At 56.8% G+C, this 19,009-nt stretch carries 16 protein-coding genes; 10 read left to right on the forward strand and 6 right to left on the reverse strand.

Annotated elements, in window-relative coordinates:
* Window positions 1-94 precede the first annotated feature (94 nt).
* From sufB to tenA, 7 genes are all read left to right on the forward strand, one after another.
* The gene (gene sufB, locus SIAM614_RS07180) at window positions 95-1,567 is read left to right on the forward strand and encodes a Fe-S cluster assembly protein SufB (RefSeq protein ID WP_006933228.1); all 1,473 of its coding nucleotides are present in this window, start codon (window positions 95-97) and stop codon (window positions 1,565-1,567) included.
* Window positions 1,568-1,633: 66 nt separating this feature from the next.
* On the forward strand, window positions 1,634-2,389 hold the full coding sequence (gene sufC, locus SIAM614_RS07185; protein ID WP_006933229.1) for a Fe-S cluster assembly ATPase SufC: 756 nt from the start codon (window positions 1,634-1,636) through the stop codon (window positions 2,387-2,389).
* A gap of 14 nt (window positions 2,390-2,403) precedes the next feature.
* Window positions 2,404-3,723: a Fe-S cluster assembly protein SufD gene (gene sufD / locus SIAM614_RS07190; RefSeq protein WP_006933230.1), complete on the forward strand. Its 1,320-nt coding sequence runs from the start codon at window positions 2,404-2,406 to the stop codon at window positions 3,721-3,723.
* A gap of 35 nt (window positions 3,724-3,758) precedes the next feature.
* The gene (locus tag SIAM614_RS07195; protein ID WP_006933231.1) at window positions 3,759-5,015 is read left to right on the forward strand and encodes a cysteine desulfurase; all 1,257 of its coding nucleotides are present in this window, start codon (window positions 3,759-3,761) and stop codon (window positions 5,013-5,015) included.
* Between the two features lie 11 nt (window positions 5,016-5,026).
* Window positions 5,027-5,422, forward strand: a complete 396-nt coding sequence (locus SIAM614_RS07200; protein ID WP_006933232.1) for an SUF system Fe-S cluster assembly protein — start codon at window positions 5,027-5,029, stop codon at window positions 5,420-5,422.
* Window positions 5,423-5,495: 73 nt separating this feature from the next.
* Window positions 5,496-5,873: a Fe-S cluster assembly scaffold SufA gene (gene sufA / locus SIAM614_RS07205; protein ID WP_006933233.1), complete on the forward strand. Its 378-nt coding sequence runs from the start codon at window positions 5,496-5,498 to the stop codon at window positions 5,871-5,873.
* Between the two features lie 36 nt (window positions 5,874-5,909).
* Window positions 5,910-6,572 carry a thiaminase II gene (tenA, locus tag SIAM614_RS07210; protein WP_006933234.1) on the forward strand — a complete coding sequence of 221 codons (663 nt, stop codon included), beginning with the start codon at window positions 5,910-5,912 and terminating at the stop codon, window positions 6,570-6,572.
* Between the two features lie 75 nt (window positions 6,573-6,647).
* On the opposite strand, the gene SIAM614_RS07215 is transcribed toward tenA, so the two are convergent.
* From SIAM614_RS07215 to parE, 4 genes are all read right to left on the reverse strand, one after another.
* The gene (locus SIAM614_RS07215; RefSeq protein WP_208983909.1) at window positions 6,648-7,727 is read right to left on the reverse strand and encodes a GGDEF domain-containing protein; all 1,080 of its coding nucleotides are present in this window, start codon (window positions 7,725-7,727) and stop codon (window positions 6,648-6,650) included.
* A gap of 105 nt (window positions 7,728-7,832) precedes the next feature.
* Window positions 7,833-9,278 carry a DEAD/DEAH box helicase gene (locus SIAM614_RS07220; protein WP_040439501.1) on the reverse strand — a complete coding sequence of 482 codons (1,446 nt, stop codon included), beginning with the start codon at window positions 9,276-9,278 and terminating at the stop codon, window positions 7,833-7,835.
* Window positions 9,279-9,577: 299 nt separating this feature from the next.
* The gene (locus SIAM614_RS07225) at window positions 9,578-10,306 is read right to left on the reverse strand and encodes a sulfotransferase family 2 domain-containing protein (protein ID WP_157139723.1); all 729 of its coding nucleotides are present in this window, start codon (window positions 10,304-10,306) and stop codon (window positions 9,578-9,580) included.
* A gap of 100 nt (window positions 10,307-10,406) precedes the next feature.
* Window positions 10,407-12,452: a DNA topoisomerase IV subunit B gene (parE, locus tag SIAM614_RS07230; RefSeq protein ID WP_006933238.1), complete on the reverse strand. Its 2,046-nt coding sequence runs from the start codon at window positions 12,450-12,452 to the stop codon at window positions 10,407-10,409.
* A 586-nt stretch (window positions 12,453-13,038) separates the two neighbouring features.
* Here parE and SIAM614_RS07235 point away from each other — a divergent pair.
* A complete protein-coding gene (locus SIAM614_RS07235) occupies window positions 13,039-13,896 on the forward strand; it encodes a tetratricopeptide repeat protein (protein ID WP_006933239.1) in 858 nt (285 codons plus the stop codon).
* Between the two features lie 654 nt (window positions 13,897-14,550).
* Here SIAM614_RS07235 and xth read toward each other — a convergent pair.
* Window positions 14,551-15,333, reverse strand: coding sequence for an exodeoxyribonuclease III (gene xth / locus SIAM614_RS07240; protein WP_006933241.1), 783 nt, complete (start codon window positions 15,331-15,333; stop codon window positions 14,551-14,553).
* Between the two features lie 68 nt (window positions 15,334-15,401).
* Entirely contained in the window at window positions 15,402-15,743 is a 342-nt protein-coding gene (gene erpA / locus SIAM614_RS07245; RefSeq protein ID WP_006933243.1) for an iron-sulfur cluster insertion protein ErpA, read from the reverse strand.
* Between the two features lie 154 nt (window positions 15,744-15,897).
* Here erpA and SIAM614_RS07250 point away from each other — a divergent pair, with 154 nt between their 5' ends.
* Together SIAM614_RS07250 and argS are read left to right on the forward strand one after the other, a co-directional pair.
* Window positions 15,898-17,115, forward strand: a complete 1,218-nt coding sequence (locus tag SIAM614_RS07250) for a deoxyguanosinetriphosphate triphosphohydrolase (RefSeq protein ID WP_040439592.1) — start codon at window positions 15,898-15,900, stop codon at window positions 17,113-17,115.
* Between the two features lie 97 nt (window positions 17,116-17,212).
* Complete coding sequence (gene argS / locus SIAM614_RS07255) at window positions 17,213-18,982, forward strand: arginine--tRNA ligase (RefSeq protein WP_006933247.1); 1,770 nt, start codon at window positions 17,213-17,215, stop codon at window positions 18,980-18,982.
* The last annotated feature ends 27 nt before the right edge of the window (window positions 18,983-19,009 follow it).

The raw sequence follows: 19,009 nt of genomic DNA on the forward strand, positions 1-19,009 counted from the left end.
TCGGCAGCTTCACTGCCAGACATGGCGCAGGTGACAGGGTCGCTTGCAGGAAATAACCGAAGCAGGCGCGGGGCCTGTTGAATGGAGGCTAGATATGCCAGCTGTACAGGAAACCATCGATAAGGTGAAAGCCATCGATGTCGACCAGTATAAATACGGCTTCGTGACCGATATCGAGTCGGATAGAGGCGCCAAAGGCCTTTCCGAAGAAACCGTTCGCTTTCTGTCGGCAAAGAAGAACGAGCCGGAATGGATGACGGAATGGCGCCTTGATGCGCTGCGCCGTTTCCGGCAGATGGAAGAACCGACCTGGGCGCGCGTTTCCTACCCGAAAATCGATCTCGACGACCTCTATTACTGGGCATCGCCGAAATCCGTCGAAGGCCCGAAAAGCCTGGACGAAGTCGACCCGGAACTGCTGGCGACTTACGAGAAGCTTGGCATTCCGCTGCGCGAACAGGAAATCCTGGCCGGTGTCGAACCGAAGAACCGGGTTGCCGTCGATGCTGTGTTCGATTCCGTTTCCGTCGTCACCACGTTCAAGGAAGAGCTGAAGAAAGCCGGCGTTATCTTCTGTTCCATTTCCGAAGCGCTGCGCGAATATCCGGATCTGGTGAAGAAATATCTCGGCTCCGTAGTTCCGGTGACCGACAACTACTACGCAACGCTGAATTCGGCTGTCTTCTCGGACGGGTCCTTTGTCTATGTTCCCGAAGGCGTTCGCTGCCCGATGGAACTGTCGACCTATTTCCGCATCAACGAACAAAACACCGGTCAGTTCGAGCGTACGCTGATCATCGCGGAGAAGGGCGCCTACGTCTCCTATCTGGAGGGTTGTACGGCACCTCAGCGTGACGAGAACCAGCTTCACGCGGCCGTTGTAGAACTGGTGGCCCTGGATGATGCGGAGATCAAATATTCCACCGTTCAGAACTGGTTCCCGGGCGATAAGAACGGAAAAGGCGGCATCTACAACTTCGTCACCAAGCGTGGCGACTGCCGCGGCAAGAATTCCAAGATCTCCTGGACCCAGGTCGAGACCGGTTCGGCGATTACCTGGAAATACCCGTCCTGCATTCTGCGCGGAGAGAACTCCCGTGGTGAGTTCTATTCGATCGCGGTTTCCAACGGCTACCAGCAGGTCGACAGCGGCACCAAGATGATCCATCTGGGCAAGAACTCGTCCAGCCGGATCATTTCCAAGGGCATTTCCGCCGGAAAGTCGCAGAACACGTATCGTGGACTGGTTTCCGCTCACCGGAAGGCCTCGAATGCGCGCAACTTCACCCAGTGTGACTCGCTTCTGATCGGTCAGGACTGTGGTGCGCACACAGTGCCCTACATCGAGAGCAAGAACGCCTCGGCCCAGTTCGAACACGAGGCGACCACCTCGAAGATCTCGGACGACCAGATGTTTTACTGTCTGCAGCGCGGTTTGTCGGAAGAAGAAGCCGTGGCGCTGATCGTCAACGGTTTCGTCAAGGATGTCATCCAGCAGCTGCCGATGGAATTCGCAGTCGAGGCACAGAAGCTGATCTCGATCAGCCTGGAAGGATCCGTGGGCTAACGGTCCTGCATACTTACGAATTGATTGGGGCTCTGAACGCCCGCCGAATTACGAGGAACAATCTCAATGCTTGAGATCAAAAACCTGCATGCACGTATTGCGGAAGACGAAACCGAAATCCTGCGCGGCATCGATCTGACCATCAATGCAGGCGAAGTACACGCCATCATGGGCCCGAACGGTTCCGGCAAGTCGACTCTGTCCTACATCCTGGCCGGCAAGGACGACTACGAGGTTACCGAAGGCGAGATCCTGTTCAACGGAGAGAACCTTCTGGAAATGGAGCCGGATGAGCGCGCTGCTGCGGGCCTGTTCCTGGCGTTCCAGTACCCGATCGAGATTCCAGGTGTTGCGACCATGGAATTCCTCAAGACGGCGATGAACGCACAGCGCAAGGCACGCGGTGAGGACACACTGTCGATCCCGGACTTCATGAAGCGCGTCAAGGAAGCAGCTGGTCACCTGAATGTCTCCATGGACATGCTGAAGCGGCCGCTCAATGTCGGCTTCTCCGGTGGCGAGAAGAAGCGTGCGGAAATTCTGCAGATGTCCTTGCTTGAGCCGAAGCTCTGCGTGCTCGATGAAACGGATTCCGGCCTCGACATCGACGCGCTCAGGATCGTTTCCGAAGGTGTGAACAAGCTGCGCGGTCCGGATCGTGCCATGGTGGTGATCACCCACTATCAGCGTCTGCTCGACCACATCGTTCCGGATGTCGTCCACGTTCTGTCCAAGGGCCGCATCGTCAAGACCGGCGACAAGGACCTGGCGCTGGAGCTGGAAAAGAACGGTTACGCCGACTACATCGACACGGCCGCCTGAGGGAGCAAAGCGATATGAACGCCAGCGCACCCATCAAACACACCCAGGCGGAAAGCGACCTGCTGGAGCGTTTCGACAGCGCGAAAGAAGGTTTGTCCGGCTCGGTTGCCGTCAAGGCTCTGCGTGAAGCCGCGCTCGGCCAGATACGGGACCGTGGCCTGCCGCATCGCCGGGTTGAGGAATACAAGTATTCCGACCTGCGCGCCTACATGAAATCAGCTGCCCCGCTTGCAGGCGCCGCCGATGAAGCTGCGGCTAGAAGCCTGATTGAGACACAGGACGGTTTCGGTGATCTCGACCGCTACCGTATCGTGGTCGCCAATGGCTCTTATCTTGCCGCGCTTTCCGACGTTGAAGCACTTGCCAGTGAAGGCGTGACGCTGACAAGCGTTGCCGAAGCCCTTGCCGGCGAAATGGGCACCAAGTTGGTTGCTGCGCCGAAGACGGGGCCATCTGACGGCGTGATTGCCTTGAACACCGCGTTCCTCCAGGGGGGCGTCGTCATTACGGTGAAGAGTGGCGTGGAAGTGTCCAAGCCGGTCGAACTGGTTCAGGTGGCGACAGCCAAAGGGGCTCAGTCAGTCCGCAACCGTGTGGAACTTGGCGAAGGTGCGAAGCTGCGTCTTCTGGAAACCTTTGTCGGAGATACCGGTGAGGGGGAGCTGAACACGGTGTTCGATTACGAACTCGCCGACAAGTCAGCGCTTGCGGCCACGCGTCTGATCGTCAGCAAGACCGATGCAGCGCAGCTTTTCACGACTATTGCTACGATTGGCGCCGAGGCGGAACTCAAGTCGCTCGGCTTCATTGCCGGACCGCAATTCAGTCGCAACCAGCAATTCATCAACTTTACCGGTGAGAACTCGGAAGCGAAGATCTACGGCGTGACCATGGCTGGTGGTAAGTCGCTTGCCGACCAGACACTGATCGTCGATCATGCCGTACCACACTGCAACAGCCGCGAATTCTTCAAGACCGTTCTCGACGGTGAGGCGAAGGGTGTGTACCAGGGTCGTATCAACGTTGCCCAGCATGCCCAGAAGACCGATGGCGAGATGATGACCCAGGCTCTGCTCCTCTCCGAGGACGCGGAAATGGCCAACAAGCCGGAACTGGAGATCTTCGCGGACGACGTATTGTGCGCCCACGGTGCGACCAGCGGACAGATCGACGAGGATCTGCTTTTCTACCTGCGCGCCCGCGGCATTCCGGAAGACGAGGCGAAGACCCTTCTGGTTCTCGCTTTCCTTTCCGAAGCGATTGAGGAATACGGCGAAGACGATGTGACGGAAGGCCTGGAAGCACGCGTGCGTGACTGGCTTGCCGACCACTGACATCTGAAGCGAACGGGAATAAGGAGCAGCGCCGCATGACGGTTGCGACCGCAGAAGAAACAGCCGGCAGCGCCGGCTACGACGTCGAAGCGATCCGCCGGGATTTTCCGATCCTGTCGCGGGAGGTTTACGGCAAGCCGCTGGTCTATCTGGATAACGGTGCCTCCGCCCAGAAACCCCAGCAGGTGATCGATGCGGTGACCAAGGCCTATTCCGAGGAATACGCCAATGTTCATCGTGGCCTGCATTTCCTGTCCAATACCGCAACCGACAACTATGAAGCTGCGCGCGAGAAGGTGCGCCGCTTCCTGAATGCCCAGTCGGTCGATGAGGTGGTTTTCACCAAGTCGACCACCGAGGCAATCAATCTGGTGTCTTATGGCCTTGGGCCTGACTACTTCGCCGATGGCGGTGAAATCGTGCTGTCGATCATGGAACACCATTCCAACATCGTGCCCTGGCATTTCCACCGGGAGCGTCACGGTGCGAAGCTGAAATGGGTTTATGTTCGTGAAGACGGGTCGTTCGATCTGGATGCCTTCGCAGATAGCCTGACCGACAAGACAAGGCTGGTTGCGATCGCGCATATGTCGAATGTTCTGGGCACGGTCGTTCCAGTTAAGGAAGTTTGCCGGATTGCGCATGAGCGTGGCATTCCTGTGCTCGTGGACGGCAGCCAGGCGGCGGTACATCTTCCTGTCGACGTCCAGGATATCGACTGCGACTATTACGTCTTCACCGGGCACAAGGTCTACGGACCGTCGGGCATCGGTGTCCTGTGGGGCAAGCCTGACAGGCTGAAGGCCTTACGCCCGTTCAATGGCGGCGGAGAGATGATTCTCGACGTGACCGAGGACATTGTCACCTATAATGAACCGCCACACCGTTTCGAGGCCGGCACGCCCCCGATCGTGCAGGCAATCGGCCTCGGTGCTGCACTCGACTATATGGATGCTCTCGGCCGTGAAAACATTGCACGCCACGAAGCGGATCTGAAGGACTATGCCCACCAGAAGCTGCGAGAGATCAACTCGCTGCGCATTTTCGGGGATGCGCCGGACAAGGGCGCCATTGTTTCCTTCGAACTGCAGGGCGCTCACGCACATGACGTTGCCACGATCATCGATCGGGCAGGGGTGGCGGTCCGGGCAGGGACCCATTGCGCTCAGCCGCTCTTGGCAAAATATGGTGTGACTTCTACATGTCGGGCTAGTTTCGGGCTTTACAACACGCGCGCGGAAGTGGACGCGCTGTATGAAGCCCTGTTGAAGGCTCAGAGCTTTTTCGGGTAAGGACGGACCCCATGGAAAACGCTACTACAATAGATACCGGCGCGGATGGCGAAGAGCTGCAGACGGAAGTCTCGGCGAAAAGCGCGATTCCCGCGAATGAACTCGACCAGCTGACCACCGACATCATCGGTGCTTTGAAAACGGTCTATGATCCGGAAATCCCCTGCGATATTTACGAGCTTGGCCTCATCTACAAGGTCGACATCGAGGATGACAGGTCGATCAACATCGATATGACGTTGACAGCCCCAGGATGCCCTGTGGCCGGTGAAATGCCGGGTTGGGTGGAAAATGCCGTTTCGGCCGTCGCCGGTGTCGGGCCGGTCAATGTCGATATGGTCTTCGATCCACCCTGGACACCTGACCGGATGTCGGACGAAGCCAAGGTTGCGCTCAACTGGTATTGAGCTTCAAACCTTTAATCGGATAAGCTGACACCCCATATCAGGTTTAGCAATCGCTGCACTGAACGAGGATCATATGGCTTCCGCCGCTAAATTCCAGGTGATGACCCTGACTGACGCCGCCGCCGAGCGCGTGAAGGAACTTGTCGAGAACTCGGACAAGAACGCCATCGGCTTGCGTGTCGGTATCAAGAAGGGGGGCTGCGCCGGCATGGAATACACCATGGAAATGGTGGATGCGGCGAGGCCCGGTGATGACACGGTTGAAGATAAGGGTGCCAAACTCTTCGTGGATCCGTCTGCCGTGCTGTTTCTGCTCGGCACTGAAATGGATTTTGAAGTCACAAAGTTCCGGTCCGGTTTCATCTTCAAGAACCCGAATGAAGTGTCTGCCTGCGGCTGCGGAGAATCTGTCTCGCTTCAGGCCGCCGACTTGAATGCCCTGGCGCGCTGATGCGCGTGCCTTCCTGAACTTTCCGATGAGTGTTTCATGAGCCTTTTCGAGCGGCTGAAAGCCGACGCCGGCCCGCAATGGGCGGATTACACCCGTCACGCCTTTGTTCAGCAGCTTGGCGCTGGAACGCTGCCGCTGCCCTGTTTCAAACACTACCTGGTGCAGGACTATCTCTTTCTCATCCAGTTTGCCCGCGCGTATGCGCTGGGTGTCTACAAAAGCCCTTCGGTTGCTGACATGCGTCAGTCCTTGGAGGGCGTGAAGGCCATTCTGGATGACGAACTCGACCTCCATGTCGAGATGTGTCGCGGTTGGGGAATGGATCGGGAGATGATCGAAACGGCTCCCGAAGATACTCCCACAATGGCCTATACACGCTTTGTGCTGGATGCAGGTATGGCAGGAGATCTCCTGGACCTTCAGGCTGCCCTAGCGCCCTGTGTCGTCGGTTACGCAGAGATCGGTGCGAGACTTGCCTCTGAAGGCTGCGACATCGACAGCAATCCCTATGCCCGCTGGATACGAGAGTATGCCAGCGAAGGCTATCAGGAGCTCGCCAGGGGCTTTGTCGCCTGGCTGGATGGCACCGCGAGCCAGGTGCTGACAGACCCCCGCTATCCGCGTGTCCTGTCGATTTTTGAAAAAGCCTGCCGCCTCGAAAGCGACTTCTGGCAGATGGGCCTGAACGCAAAAGCCTGAGACAGATATCTGTTCAGGCCTGGCTTTTGATCTCACAATTTCGGAAAACCAGCGCCTGAAGAGGCGGTCCTTGCTTCAGGCAACGTCTTCCTGTGCTTGCGTGCCTTCAAGTTCCCGCTCGGTTTTCACAACATTCCGGCCAGCGTTCTTCGCAAGGTAAAGGGCCTCGTCCGCGCGCGAGACGATGGAATGAGCCGTATCCGTGCTTTCAAAAGTCGCGATGCCGACCGAAATGGTCACCCTGCCCAGGTTCTCGCCTGTCGAACGCTTGACCAACTCCTTGGACATGACCGCGTTGCGAATGTTCTCCCCAATGACGGCAGCATCTTCCAGTTCGGCATGTGGCAGAATGATCGCGAATTCTTCGCCGCCATAGCGGCAGGCAATGTCCTGCGCCTTGATGTTCTGTTTCACCGCAAGCGCGACGAGCCTCAGAACCTGATCGCCGGTCTGGTGGCCATAGGTGTCGTTGAACTTCTTGAAATGGTCGATATCGGTCATCAGCAGGGAGAATCCGCGCCCGCTTTCCTTGGAGTGATCGATGACCCGTTCAATCGAATTCTCGAAGTGTTTGCGATTGTTGAGCGTGGTCAGTTCATCCGTCAGGGACTCGTAACGGATCGCCTCCAGAGAGGATTGCAGGTTTTCGATGTGCTTCTTGGACTCCAGAAGCTGGCTTTCCAGCTTCCGGTTGGACGCAACCGCATTCTGAGTCGATTTGACCAGGTGTGTGACGTAGATCTGCAGTTTCTCGGGATCGGAGACCGATTTGATCTTTTCACCGGCCTGCTCAAGCGCGGTGCCATAATCTGACGTCGCATCTGCGCTCAGCTTCAGTGTGTCGACAAGTTCTTCAACTTCTCTGGAGACCTTGGAACCAACCTCATCCAGACGATCACCAAGCCTTGTTGGTGACAGGAAGCGGCCGTACAGCGTCAGCATCTCGTCGGTGCTGATCCTGCCGTTGGACTTGATGGATTCATTAACGGCCCGGTTCAGGCCCTGATTGTAACCAGCCGCATATGTGTACCAAAGCTCGTAAGAACGAGGGTAGGCTGGTAGTACATTTTTCTTGATGTAACTGATCGCGGACTCTCCATATTGGATAGTCCGCTTGTGGTCGTCTTCATCCGCCATCAAGTTTCTCTCACCCATGTCTTGCGAATCCGCCCCACACGGACACAAGAACTAGGTTTTAAACTCCGATGGAAGGTTTAAGGAGCCGTTAAGCTTAAGGCGAAACCTAGAGAGATTTTGTGGTTAGGACGCCTTTTTCGGCCGCGGCTCGCGCAGAAGAAAAGCAGGAATATGTACGCCGGCACCGAAGGCCGGTTCCAGTTTCTCGTTTCTGGACCGCCTGCCGGATTGCCGCTGCGGAAGATTTGAGACCGGAATCGGGTTCAGCATTTCCGGGAGTTCCTCAACCTGCTCTTCCACGACCTCGCGTGGTTTGCTCTGCGACCGGCGACGGCTGGACGGCTTGGCGTCGGTGGCCTCGTTGTCGTTGCTAGAGCGCGCGTTCCGGGAAGGCTTGCCAGCCTTGCGACGTGCCTTGCGCTCCTGAGCCGCAGCTTCGAAGTCGATCGCGTCACCCAACCAGTCGATGTCTTTCTTGATCAATGTCTGAATGGCATCGAGATACTTCTGGTCTTCACCGGTCACAAGCGTGAAGGCAGTGCCCTTGCGACCGGCACGGCCAGTCCGTCCGATCCGGTGCACATAGTCTTCAGCGTTGCTCGGGACATCGAAATTAAAGACGTGGCTCACTTCAGGAATGTCGAGGCCGCGGGCTGCGACATCGCTTGCCACGAGCAGCTTGATCGTTCCCTTGCGGAAATTATCCAGCATCATCATACGTGTGCGCTGGTCCATGTCGCCATGGAGAGCGCCAACGTTGTACTCATGACGCTCCAGTGACCGATAAACGGTCGTCACGTCGCGTTTGCGGTTGCAGAACACGATCGCGTTCTGAAGATCTTCAGCACCTTCAAGCAGATCTCGCAGTGCAGCGCGCTTTTCGTAATCCTTGGAATCGGTCGCTTTCAGAAACTGCGCGACATTTTCAGCCGTCGACGAGGTAGGTGCGACTTCGATACGGGCCGGGTTCTGAAGGAATGTTTCCGTCAGACGCTGGATTTCTGGCGGCATGGTTGCCGAGAAGAACAGGGTCTGGCGGGTGAACGGGATCAGTTTGCAGATCCGTTCGATATCCGGAATGAACCCCATGTCGAGCATGCGGTCGGCTTCGTCGATCACGAGGATTTCGACACCCTGGAGGAGGAGCTTGCCGCGTTCGAAATGGTCGAGCAGACGGCCGGGCGTCGCGATGAGCACATCGGTGCCGCGGTCCAGTTTCTTGTCCTGCTCGGAAAAGGAAACACCACCAATCAGCAGGGCAATGTTGAGCTTGTGATTGGTGCCGTATCTGGAAAAGTTCTCTTCAACCTGTGCTGCGAGTTCGCGCGTCGGTTCGAGAATGAGCGTACGCGGCATCCGTGCCCTGGCGCGACCCTTTTCAAGCAGCGTCAGCATGGGCAGTGTGAAACTCGCGGTCTTGCCGGTACCGGTCTGGGCGATGCCAAGAATGTCGCGGCGCTCAAGCACCTGCGGAATGGCTCCCGACTGGATTGCCGTGGGTTCCTTATAACCCGCTGCTTCAACTGCAGCGAGGACCTTCTCGCTAAGACCGAGAGTATTAAATGCCATGGAGCGTTTTGCCCGAATGTTGTGATTGTTAATCGGCGGCGCCGTGGGAACCGCCGGTGCCAATGTGCGCACACCCTACATTCATGCGCTCAGGTGTCAATGCACTTGAGAGGTAAAATCTCAAGAAAATAGAGTAATTCGGGTTATGATTTGCCATCTCAGTTAATAGTGCAACCAAGTTGGATCATGAAAACGGTTGGTACATCAGTATGCGTTGCCCAAGAAGATGGCGTGACCAAAGGTGTCTGTTTCCGAAAAGTTCGCGTAACCCGGTATTCGATACGTAAAATTGCGCAGCGTCAGGCAGAAAGAGCCGCCGGTTTGTAGAACAGGTCGTAATCCGTCTTGTAGCGGCGTCTTAGCTGCTGCACCAGCCGGTCTTCGGTGAAGGACAGCAGCGTTTCCCGGGAAACAAAATTGCCCACGTGATATGAGACCCGGTCTTTTGAGCGAAGTCTCAACGAGCTCTCGGAAAGAAACTTTGCAAAGGACCGGTCGAAATCTTCAAGCTGCAGAACCAGATCGGCCGTCAGCACGCCCTTGTAGGTCAGCGCGGCAGTCTGGCTACGGAAGAGATTGTCCGCTTCCAGATCCGAAATCGAGGCGACGTGGGCCACGAATTGCTGCGGTGTCATGTCCTGACTGAACTGCCGTTCTTCGTAATAGGCGGGAAGGGTATCGGAACTAAGGATGACCTTCTCATAACAATAGGCAAGCCTGTGCATAGGGTCTTGAACCCATGCGGCAACCTTCATGTCAGGATGGCGGCGCTTGAGTTCCCGTGCCGTCAACAATTCCACATTCCCATGGAACAGCAATCGCTCGGTCGCAGCAGTCTTGAGGTCAATTCCGGACAGAGCCTTGAGCTTGTCGGTGCCAGCGAGGCAATGAAGAACCGGGCGCAACAACTGAAATGCGGGCTCGGCAATACGGGCAAAGGCAATTTTATGCTTCGGAAAAGCCAGAAAGACGTGATTTCGCAATGGGCGAAGCCGTCTGTCCAGTATCGAATACATCCGGTTTAACATACTACTTTTCCGACCGGTCAAACAGGCCATGCGGGCAAAACAAGTTACACCCGATCCGCCCCTTCAAAAAAGATATAGATCAAATTACCCACTGTTGCGGCTAAATATCAAGATCCTCAGCGAATTCAGCGTTGTCCTGAATGAAACGGAAGCGCGCTTCCGGCTTGTTGCCCATGAGGCGCTCTACGGTGTCATTGGTATCCGTCACCGCATCTTCTTCGACAACGACCTTTAACATCGTGCGCTTGGACGGATCCATTGTCGTTTCTTTCAACTGAGCCGGCAACATTTCACCCAAGCCCTTGAAACGGCCGATTTCCACCTTGGATTTTCCCTTGAAGACGGTTTCCATCAACTCATCTTTATGGGCATCGTCGCGTGCATAAAGGGTCTTGCCCCCCTGACTGAGACGATAGAGAGGGGGGACGGCCAGAAAGAGATGACCACCACGGATCAGCTCAGGCATTTCCCGGTAAAAGAAAGTAATCAAAAGTGAAGCAATGTGGGCGCCGTCGACGTCGGCATCCGTCATGATGACGATCTTTTCGTAGCGCAGGTCGCTTTCCCGGTACTGGGAGCGGGTGCCGCAGCCAAGGGCCTGAATGAGATCGGCAAGCTGCTGGTTGGCGACGAGCTTGTCGCGTCCGGCATTGGCAACGTTCAGGATCTTGCCCCGCAACGGCAGAACAGCCTGGTTGGATCGGTTACGCGCCTGTTTGGCGGAGCCACCTGCCGAGTCACCCTCAACGATAAAGAGTTCGGTTCCATCCGACTGGTTCGCCGAACAGTCGGCGAGCTTGCCCGGAAGGCGCAGCTTGCGTACCGCCGTTTTGCGGGCAACGTCCTTTTCCTGGCGGCGGCGCAAACGCTCGTCTGCGCGATCTATAACCCATTCCAGAAGCTTGTTTGCCTGGTTGGGGGAGGCCGTGAGCCAATGGTCGAATGCATCGCGGACAGCCGTCTCCGTAATGCGGGTGGCTTCGTTGGTTGCCAGCTTGTCCTTCGTCTGGCCGACAAACTCTGGCTCACGAATGAAGACTGACAGCATGCCGCCGGCAGATGTCATCACATCGTCGCCGGTGATGATGGATGCCTTCTTGTTGTTTGTCAGTTCGCCATAAGCCTTCAGGCCCCGCAGCAGCGCATAGCGGAAGCCGGCCTCGTGCGTTCCACCTTCCGGCGTCGGCACGGTGTTACAGTAGGAATTGACGAAGCCGTCGCCAGCATACCAGCTAACGGCCCATTCGACGGAGCCGTGTTTGCCGGCATTGTCGGTGCGGCCGAAGAAGACATCGTCGACGACGCGGCGTTCCTTGGACAGTCGCTCGTTGAGGAAGTCACGAAGTCCGCCTGGAAAGTGAAAAACGGCCTCGGACGGTGTTTCGTCCTTTTCCGACAGCAGTTCAGGAGCGCAGTGCCAGCGAATCTCGACACCGCCGAAAAGATAGGCCTTCGACCTGGCCATCTTCAAAAGACGAGCAGGGATGAACTTGGCGCCCTTGCCGAAGATCTGATCGTCAGGCTTGAAGCTGACCTGGGTGCCGCGTCTGTTCTGCGTGTCGCCGACCAGTTCCAGCGGTCCCTGAGCATGGCCACGGCGGAAGATCTGGCGATAGAGCTTTCGGCTGCGTGCGACCTCAACGATCAGTTCTTCAGAAAGGGCATTGACCACTGAGATGCCGACGCCATGCAGGCCGCCGGAGGTCTCATAAACCTTGCTGTCGAATTTTCCGCCTGCGTGAAGCGTCGTCATGATCACTTCGAGAGCGGACTTGTCCTTGAACTTCGGGTGAGGGTCGACAGGTATGCCTCGGCCGTTGTCGGTGATCGTCAGGTAGCCATCAGCCGAAAGAGATACGTCGATCCAGGTGGCATGACCGGCAACCGCTTCGTCCATGGAGTTGTCGATCACCTCGGCAAAGAGATGGTGCAACGCCTTTTCATCCGTGCCGCCTATATACATGCCTGGCCGGCGACGGACTGGCTCGAGCCCTTCAAGAACCTCGATGTCGGCCGCGGAATAGTCGTCGCTGACCGCGACAGGCGCAACGGGACGCGGCTTTTGTGGAGCGGGGGCGGGCTCGTCACGTGTCATTGGGGCAGCGACCGCCGCGTTGCCTGCAAACAGATCGTCTTTTGCGCTCATTCCGTATCGCCTGATGGGTCTTGGGTCACAGTTTTCACTAACTCAGCGCTGTTACCTACACCGAATCATGTCTCAGTTTGAAGGACAAACATAGAACGGCAAAGGCAATTGGCCAAAAGCCCCCGTTTTCAACAGCCCTCGGCGCTGAAAAGACCCTCTGGCAACACATCATCAACCGGCCTGTGCTGAAATGCAGGACTTGAATGGGAGGTGTGGCCACGAAATGTGCCAATTCCGCAACAGTTGCTGACAGAGTCATTAGCCGGGTCCCGGTTTGCCTCAGTTGCCCCTGTTCGGCCATGTTTGCCCGTCACCCGTTGCGCTAATGTTTGAGACACCCCGACCGGAAGCGACTTCCGTTGCGGGACAGCGTCCGGACAAAAGAGTCAGGAAATTGTCTTAATTCGGCGTCGTATGGCCCAACTTAGGACGAAATGATCGGCCAGTTTAGGCCATTCCGAAACAGTGGGTCCTGTGAGCGTGAGCTTCGGGATCGAAGAGACAGCAAATGCGCTTTGCGCGGACAAAAAACAAGAGCGTCCGTCGGGTATCTGTTTCGTTGCCGACGGATAATAGTGTGACTGGGATGCCTAAGAACAGCACAAAGCTTCAACGCATGGGAAAAGCCGGAACCGTGCTCGGTGCGTTGATCCTGATCGGACTGACCGGTCCTGTGGCCGCCTTTGACGGGCAGCCGGCGCCTGCACGTGCGATCGGACCGACAGATCTTTCCCCGTCTGAAGCCCTGCGGGCAGGAGCCCGTCAGTATTATTCCGGCGACAAGGCCGCAGCTCTCGGCTCGTTGCAATATGCGGCCGAAAACGGTCAGCCCATGGCTGCCTGGAAGTTGGGGGAAATGTATGCCTCCGGCGATGGCGTCAAGGAAGACGACCTCAAGGCATTCGAATATTACAGCCAGATCGTCCGTGAACACGGTGAAGATCGTCCGGATGCACCGGACGCCCCCTTTGTTTCAAGCGCCTTTGTCGCCCTTGGGTCTTACTATCTCAACGGCATAGAAGGCGCTGTACCAAAGAACGAATCCCGTGCGCGGCAGATTTTCACGCATGCTGCCTCCTATTTCGGCGATGCCGATGCGCAATATGAGCTTGGCCGCATGTACCAGGAAAACAACGGCCGCATGGCAGTGCGCTGGTACAATCTGGCTGCGCTGAAGGGGCATGTTGGAGCCCAGGCACGGCTTGGTGAAACGCTTTATGCGCTCGGCACGTCCGACAAGAAAAAAGCACGCGGCCTGATGTGGATGACGGTTGCCCGGGAACAGGCAAAAGGAACGGATGCGAATTGGATCCATTCCATGCATGAACAGTATTTCGCGGTTTCGCCCGAGCCTGTCAGGCAGATGGCAAGATCTATGGCTGACGGCTGGCTGAAACAGAACCGTCCGGACATGCTCACCGCACAGCAACTGCCCGCACAATAACCCTTCGATTGGAGCAATCCGGTCTGATCGGAAAAAGGCACGCTTGACCGGCGCTTTTCTCATGCGGGGCATTGCAAAACGAACTACATGCCCTCGGGCTTGCCCGGACCTTCATGAGGCTGGAAACAGGACTTAGAGCGTAGCTCTCGCCCATCGCGTTTGTTGGAAACTTCCGGATTTTTGGGCGTCGAGCCCGTCCGTTGCCGGGCTCTGGTTCTGCGTAAGCGGGCAGGGGGCGTTGCTGATTTGCCAGGACGTGTTGTTCAGCACCATTTCACAGGTTGCCATTCGCAATCCTGTCGGACTTTTCAGGCAAATAGATTCACCGATCCCATATTTTTCGCCCTTGTAGCGACAGGTGCAGGAGACATCCTGAGCCAGTGCGCTAGCGCCGAAACCCAGCGCTCCTGCAAAAAACAAACCGGAAAAAACACAGGTCACGAAGGTCGAGATTAGTCTGCCGGCGACCTTTGTCGTTGCCGGAAGGTGTTGTCCGCATGTCGCCGTCGCGGAAGTTGGTCGGCCGAGCGTTATCCCATGATGGGGAAAAGCTTACCATGACATCGGCCGTCTGCAAGTCTGGTTTTCGCGTTTCGGCAGCATAGGCAGATAAACGCAACCGGCGGCCTTGGAATGCCGTGGTCAAAATCAGTCTCAGGCGGCGAGTTTGACCCACACCGGCACGTGATCCGACGGCTTCTCCCATCCGCGCACGTGCTTGTCGATACCGCAGCCGGAGAAGCGATCCGTTGCCTGTGGCGACATCAATATGTGATCGATGCGAATGCCGTTGTTCTTCTGCCAGGCACCGGCCTGATAGTCCCAGAAGGTGAATGTTTCCGGGGCTTCGGTGCATGACCGGACGGCTTCAGTGAGGCCAAGATGGGTGAGGGCGCGAAAGCGCTGGCGGCTTTCCGGTTGAAAAAGCGCGTCTTCCAGCCAGTTTTGAGGGTTCTTGGCATCAACCGGATCGGGAATGACGTTGTAGTCGCCAAGAAGCAGAAACGGCGTTTCTTCCTCTAGGCGCTTTTGTGCATGCGTAATCAGCCGGTCCATCCACTCGAGCTTGTAGGAAAATTTCTCCGTACCGAGCGGATTGCCGTTCGGAAGATAGAGGCAACCGATTCGAACAGGGCCCTTTTCCGTCGCAAGCCTGGCTTCGATATACCGGGCCTGCTCGTCCGCGTCGTTCCCCGGCAAACCGCGCTGAATATCGTCAAGCGGGGTCTTGGACAGAAGCGCAACACCGTTGAAACCCTTCTGGCCGTGCGTCTCGACAGCGTAGCCGAGGTCTTCGAACGGCTGACGCGGAAAGTTCTCGTCGACGGATTTGATTTCCTGAAGGCAGGCAACGTCCGGCGAGGCTTCCTTCAGCCACTCGAGGACAGTGTCGATACGCGCCTTGACGCCGTTGATGTTCCAGGTCGCAATTTTCATGAGCGCGGTTGCCTCACCTGTTTGAAACGGCCGGGGCAACCGGCTGAAAAGACAAATCTTAGCAGAATTCAGATCGTAAAACTGGTGCCGCAGCCGCATCCGGCAACAGCATTTGGATTGTTTATCTGAAAAGACTGGCCGATGAGATCATCAACGAAATCGATTTCCGATCCGCCCATATATTGCAGGGAAATGGAATCGATCAGAACCGTCGCTCCGTTTTTTTCGATCACGAGATCGTCGTCCTCGCGGCTGTCGACCACGTCATATTTATATTGCAGTCCGGAACAGCCGCCCCCTTCCACGCTGACGCGCAGCATGCTGCAGTCCGGTTCCTTCGACAAAATCGCAGCAATGCGCTTGGCAGCGCGGTCGCTGACTGTTACGCCAATTTCAAGTGTTTCGGTCATGTTTCACCGACTCGCTTTGTTCCGGCCATGTGCGGGAACGTTAAACCTGATTTGTTCAGATAAGTATGTTTTGCGGCCGCTCGCGTCAATGTATTGCCAGCGGACGAAGGATCGGCAAACACGGACGGGGTCTGTGAAGGATGGCTGGAAACAGATGAAGGCGGATATCGGATTTGGGGGACAGTCACGCGCGATCTACGCGCAAAACCCTCTGGAAAGCCGGGGCAGGCTCTTCCCCGAGCCTGACAGCCCGACGCGGACACCCTTCCAGCGAGATCGGGACAGGATTATTCATTCTTCCGCCTTTCGCCGGCTGAAGCATAAGACGCAGGTGTTTGTCTATCATGAAGGCGACCATTTCCGCACACGGCTGACACATACCATCGAGGTATCGCAGATCGCGCGCTCACTGGCGCGCGCCCTTCGGCTCGACGAGGATCTGGCGGAATGCCTGGCTTTGTCGCACGATCTTGGACACACTCCGTTTGGCCACGAGGGGGAAGATGTCATGCATGAGTGCATGGCGCCCTATGGTGGGTTCGATCACAATGCCCAATCGCTCAGGGTCGTGACGCATCTGGAACAGCGCTACGCGGAATTCGATGGCCTGAACCTGGCCTGGGAAACGCTGGAAGGGCTGGTCAAGCACAATGGGCCCTTGATTGATGCCAACGGCGCTCCGCTTGGAAAGTTCAAGGGCGGCCAGTTGCCCTTTGCGATCCGCGACTACGCCAAACAACAGGATTTGCTGTTGCACACATGGCCGGGCGCTGAAGCACAGGCAGCCGCGATTGCGGACGATATTGCCTATGACGCCCATGATCTGGACGACGGATTGAGGGCGGGCCTGTTCGCGATCGAAGACATGCGCGACGTGCCTTTCCTGGCCAATATCCTGGAAGAGGTGGACGGCAAGTATCCTGGCCTCGAGGAAAGCCGCCGCATCCATGAGATCGTCAGGCGGTCGATTACACGCATGGTCGAGGATGTCATTCGCGAGGCCGTGCGCAATCTGAACGAGGTCGCTCCGCAAAGCGTGCAGGAGATTCGCATGGCTGGCCGCTGCCTTGTCGGCTTCTCTCAGGATATGACGGCTGCGGAAAAGGAAGTGAAGCGCTTCCTGTTTGCCAGGGTCTACAGGCATGAAGATGTTCTGGCAGTTCGAAAACTGGTCGCAAGGGTCGTTCGGGACCTGTTCGCGCGGTTCCTTGCCGAACCGGATCTGATGCCGAAACCCTGGAACAGCGGCCTTGGTAACCTGAGCGAAACGGAGACCGCGCGGCTGGTTTGTGACTATATCGCTGGCATGACGGACCGCTATGCCATTGAGGAGCATCGCAGACTGTTTGACGACACCCCCGATTTGGGGTAGGCGCAGAGGCGACTTTACAGCCCTGTGGCGCCGAAGGCCTCGCCCTCGCAGCGCGCGGGGGCTTTGTGTTTTAAAACCAAAACCTGACCGGTGTTCTATGAATATCTTCGCGGACTTCACGCAACGCGTCAAAGACGCTCTCCAAGACCTTGATCTAAAAGATTCAAACGGAGAGTCTCCAGATCTTTCGCGAGTGGTTGTGGAAGCGCCCCGCGATCCGGCACATGGCGATCTTGCGACGAACGCAGCAATGGTGCTCGCAAAGCCGCTCGGCATGAAGCCGCGCGACGTTGCAGAGCAGCTTGTTGCCCGGCTCAACGCCGACCCGGAAATCACCGAAACGTCCATTGCCGGACCCGGCTTTATCAATCTTCGCGTGGCCCAGACGGTCTGGCACAGGGTTCTGGCCAGCGTTCTTGCCGAGGGTATCCGGTTCGGGGCTCAGGAGCGGTCACCGGCTCCGAAGGTCAACGTTGAATATGTTTCCGCCAATCCGACAGGCCCCATGCATGTCGGTCACATCCGCGGTGCGGTCGTCGGCGACGCCTTGGCGAACATACTGGCGTTTGCCGGAAATGAAGTGGTCAAGGAATATTACATCAACGATGCCGGCTCGCAGATCGACACGCTGGCGCGCAGTGCCTTCCTGCGGTACCGCGAGGCGCTTGGCGAGGACATTGGCGAGATCCCTGCTGGACTTTATCCAGGGGACTACCTGAAACCAGTCGGCGAGAAGCTGAAGGCCGAATTTGGATCTTCGCTTGCCGACATGGAGGAACGCGAATGGTTGCCGCTGGTGAAGGAGCGGGCGATTGCCGCGATGCTCGAACTGATCCGGCAGGACCTTGCAGCACTCGGTGTCGAGCACGAAGTGTTCTATTCCGAAAGAACCCTGCATGACCGGGGCGAGGGTAACGGTTCCAAGATCGATCACATGCTCGAAACGCTCCGGAACAAGGGGCTGATCTACGAAGGAACGCTGCCGCCGCCGAAGGGGCAGGTGCCAGACGATTGGGAAGACCGTGAGCAGACGCTGTTTCGCGCAAGCGATTTCGGCGATGACACCGACCGGGCCCTGAAGAAATCCGACGGCTCCTACACCTATTTCGCTGCCGATGTTGCCTACTTCCAGGACAAGTTCGAGCGCGGTTTTACCGAAACGATCTACGTGCTGGGCGCCGATCACGGCGGTTATGCCAAACGCCTGCAGGCTGTGGGCAAGGCAATCTCGGACGGCAAGACGGAAGTTGTCGTGAGGTTCTGTCAGCTTGTTAAGCTGATGCGTGATGGCGAGCCCGTGAAGATGTCGAAGCGCTCCGGCGATTTCATCACGCTGCGCGACGTCGTTGACGAAGTCGGGCCAGACCCGGTTCGCTTCATGATGTTGTTCCGCAAGAATGACGCCCCACTGGACTTCGACTTTAAAAAGGTCACGGAACAGTCGAAAGACAATCCGGTTTTCTATGTTCAATACGGTCATGCGCGCTGCTGTTCGGTGCTGAGGCAGGCGGCTGATGAACTCAAGGAAGCCGGGTTTGCGGTCGAAGATCTCGCCCGAGCCGATTTCTCACTGCTGGACGACGTGGGCGAGCAGGAGCTGTTTGCCAAGATGGCTGAGTGGCCGAAAGTGGTAGAAGCAGCCGCAGAAACACATGAGCCGCACAGAATTGCGTTTTATCTACATGAACTCGCCAGTTCTTTGCACGGCCATTGGAATAAAGGCTACGAATTGCCTCATTTACGTTTTATTCAGGCCGGTAACTTGAAATTAACCCTAGCGCGTCTTGCTTTGGTTCGTGCAGTATCTTTGGTGCTCGCTTCAGGTCTAACGATTCTCGGCGTGAATGCTCCTGAAGAAATGCGCTAGTTTTAATGGCCGCTGGGGACGAAATAA

Origin of the sequence: Roseibium aggregatum IAM 12614 (assembly GCF_000168975.1) — a bacterium.
In the GTDB taxonomy this organism is placed as follows: Bacteria; Pseudomonadota; Alphaproteobacteria; order Rhizobiales; family Stappiaceae; genus Roseibium; species Roseibium aggregatum.

Bases quoted from the DNA above. Each gene is read 5' to 3' on its own strand.
- sufB (WP_006933228.1), top strand. From the start codon at position 95: ATGCCAGCTGTACAGGAAACCATCGATAAGGTGAAAGCCATCGATGTC.
- parE (WP_006933238.1), bottom strand. From the start codon at position 12,452: ATGAGCGCAAAAGACGATCTGTTTGCAGGCAACGCGGCGGTCGCTGCC.
- SIAM614_RS07235 (WP_006933239.1), top strand. From the start codon at position 13,039: ATGCCTAAGAACAGCACAAAGCTTCAACGCATGGGAAAAGCCGGAACC.
- SIAM614_RS07195 (WP_006933231.1), top strand. From the start codon at position 3,759: ATGACGGTTGCGACCGCAGAAGAAACAGCCGGCAGCGCCGGCTACGAC.
- sufC (WP_006933229.1), top strand. From the start codon at position 1,634: ATGCTTGAGATCAAAAACCTGCATGCACGTATTGCGGAAGACGAAACC.
- erpA (WP_006933243.1), bottom strand. From the start codon at position 15,743: ATGACCGAAACACTTGAAATTGGCGTAACAGTCAGCGACCGCGCTGCC.
- SIAM614_RS07220 (WP_040439501.1), bottom strand. From the start codon at position 9,278: ATGGCATTTAATACTCTCGGTCTTAGCGAGAAGGTCCTCGCTGCAGTT.
- tenA (WP_006933234.1), top strand. From the start codon at position 5,910: ATGAGCCTTTTCGAGCGGCTGAAAGCCGACGCCGGCCCGCAATGGGCG.
- SIAM614_RS07225 (WP_157139723.1), bottom strand. From the start codon at position 10,306: ATGTTAAACCGGATGTATTCGATACTGGACAGACGGCTTCGCCCATTG.
- SIAM614_RS07215 (WP_208983909.1), bottom strand. From the start codon at position 7,727: ATGGGTGAGAGAAACTTGATGGCGGATGAAGACGACCACAAGCGGACT.
- sufA (WP_006933233.1), top strand. From the start codon at position 5,496: ATGGCTTCCGCCGCTAAATTCCAGGTGATGACCCTGACTGACGCCGCC.
- SIAM614_RS07200 (WP_006933232.1), top strand. From the start codon at position 5,027: ATGGAAAACGCTACTACAATAGATACCGGCGCGGATGGCGAAGAGCTG.
- sufD (WP_006933230.1), top strand. From the start codon at position 2,404: ATGAACGCCAGCGCACCCATCAAACACACCCAGGCGGAAAGCGACCTG.
- argS (WP_006933247.1), top strand. From the start codon at position 17,213: ATGAATATCTTCGCGGACTTCACGCAACGCGTCAAAGACGCTCTCCAA.
- xth (WP_006933241.1), bottom strand. From the start codon at position 15,333: ATGAAAATTGCGACCTGGAACATCAACGGCGTCAAGGCGCGTATCGAC.
- SIAM614_RS07250 (WP_040439592.1), top strand. From the start codon at position 15,898: ATGAAGGCGGATATCGGATTTGGGGGACAGTCACGCGCGATCTACGCG.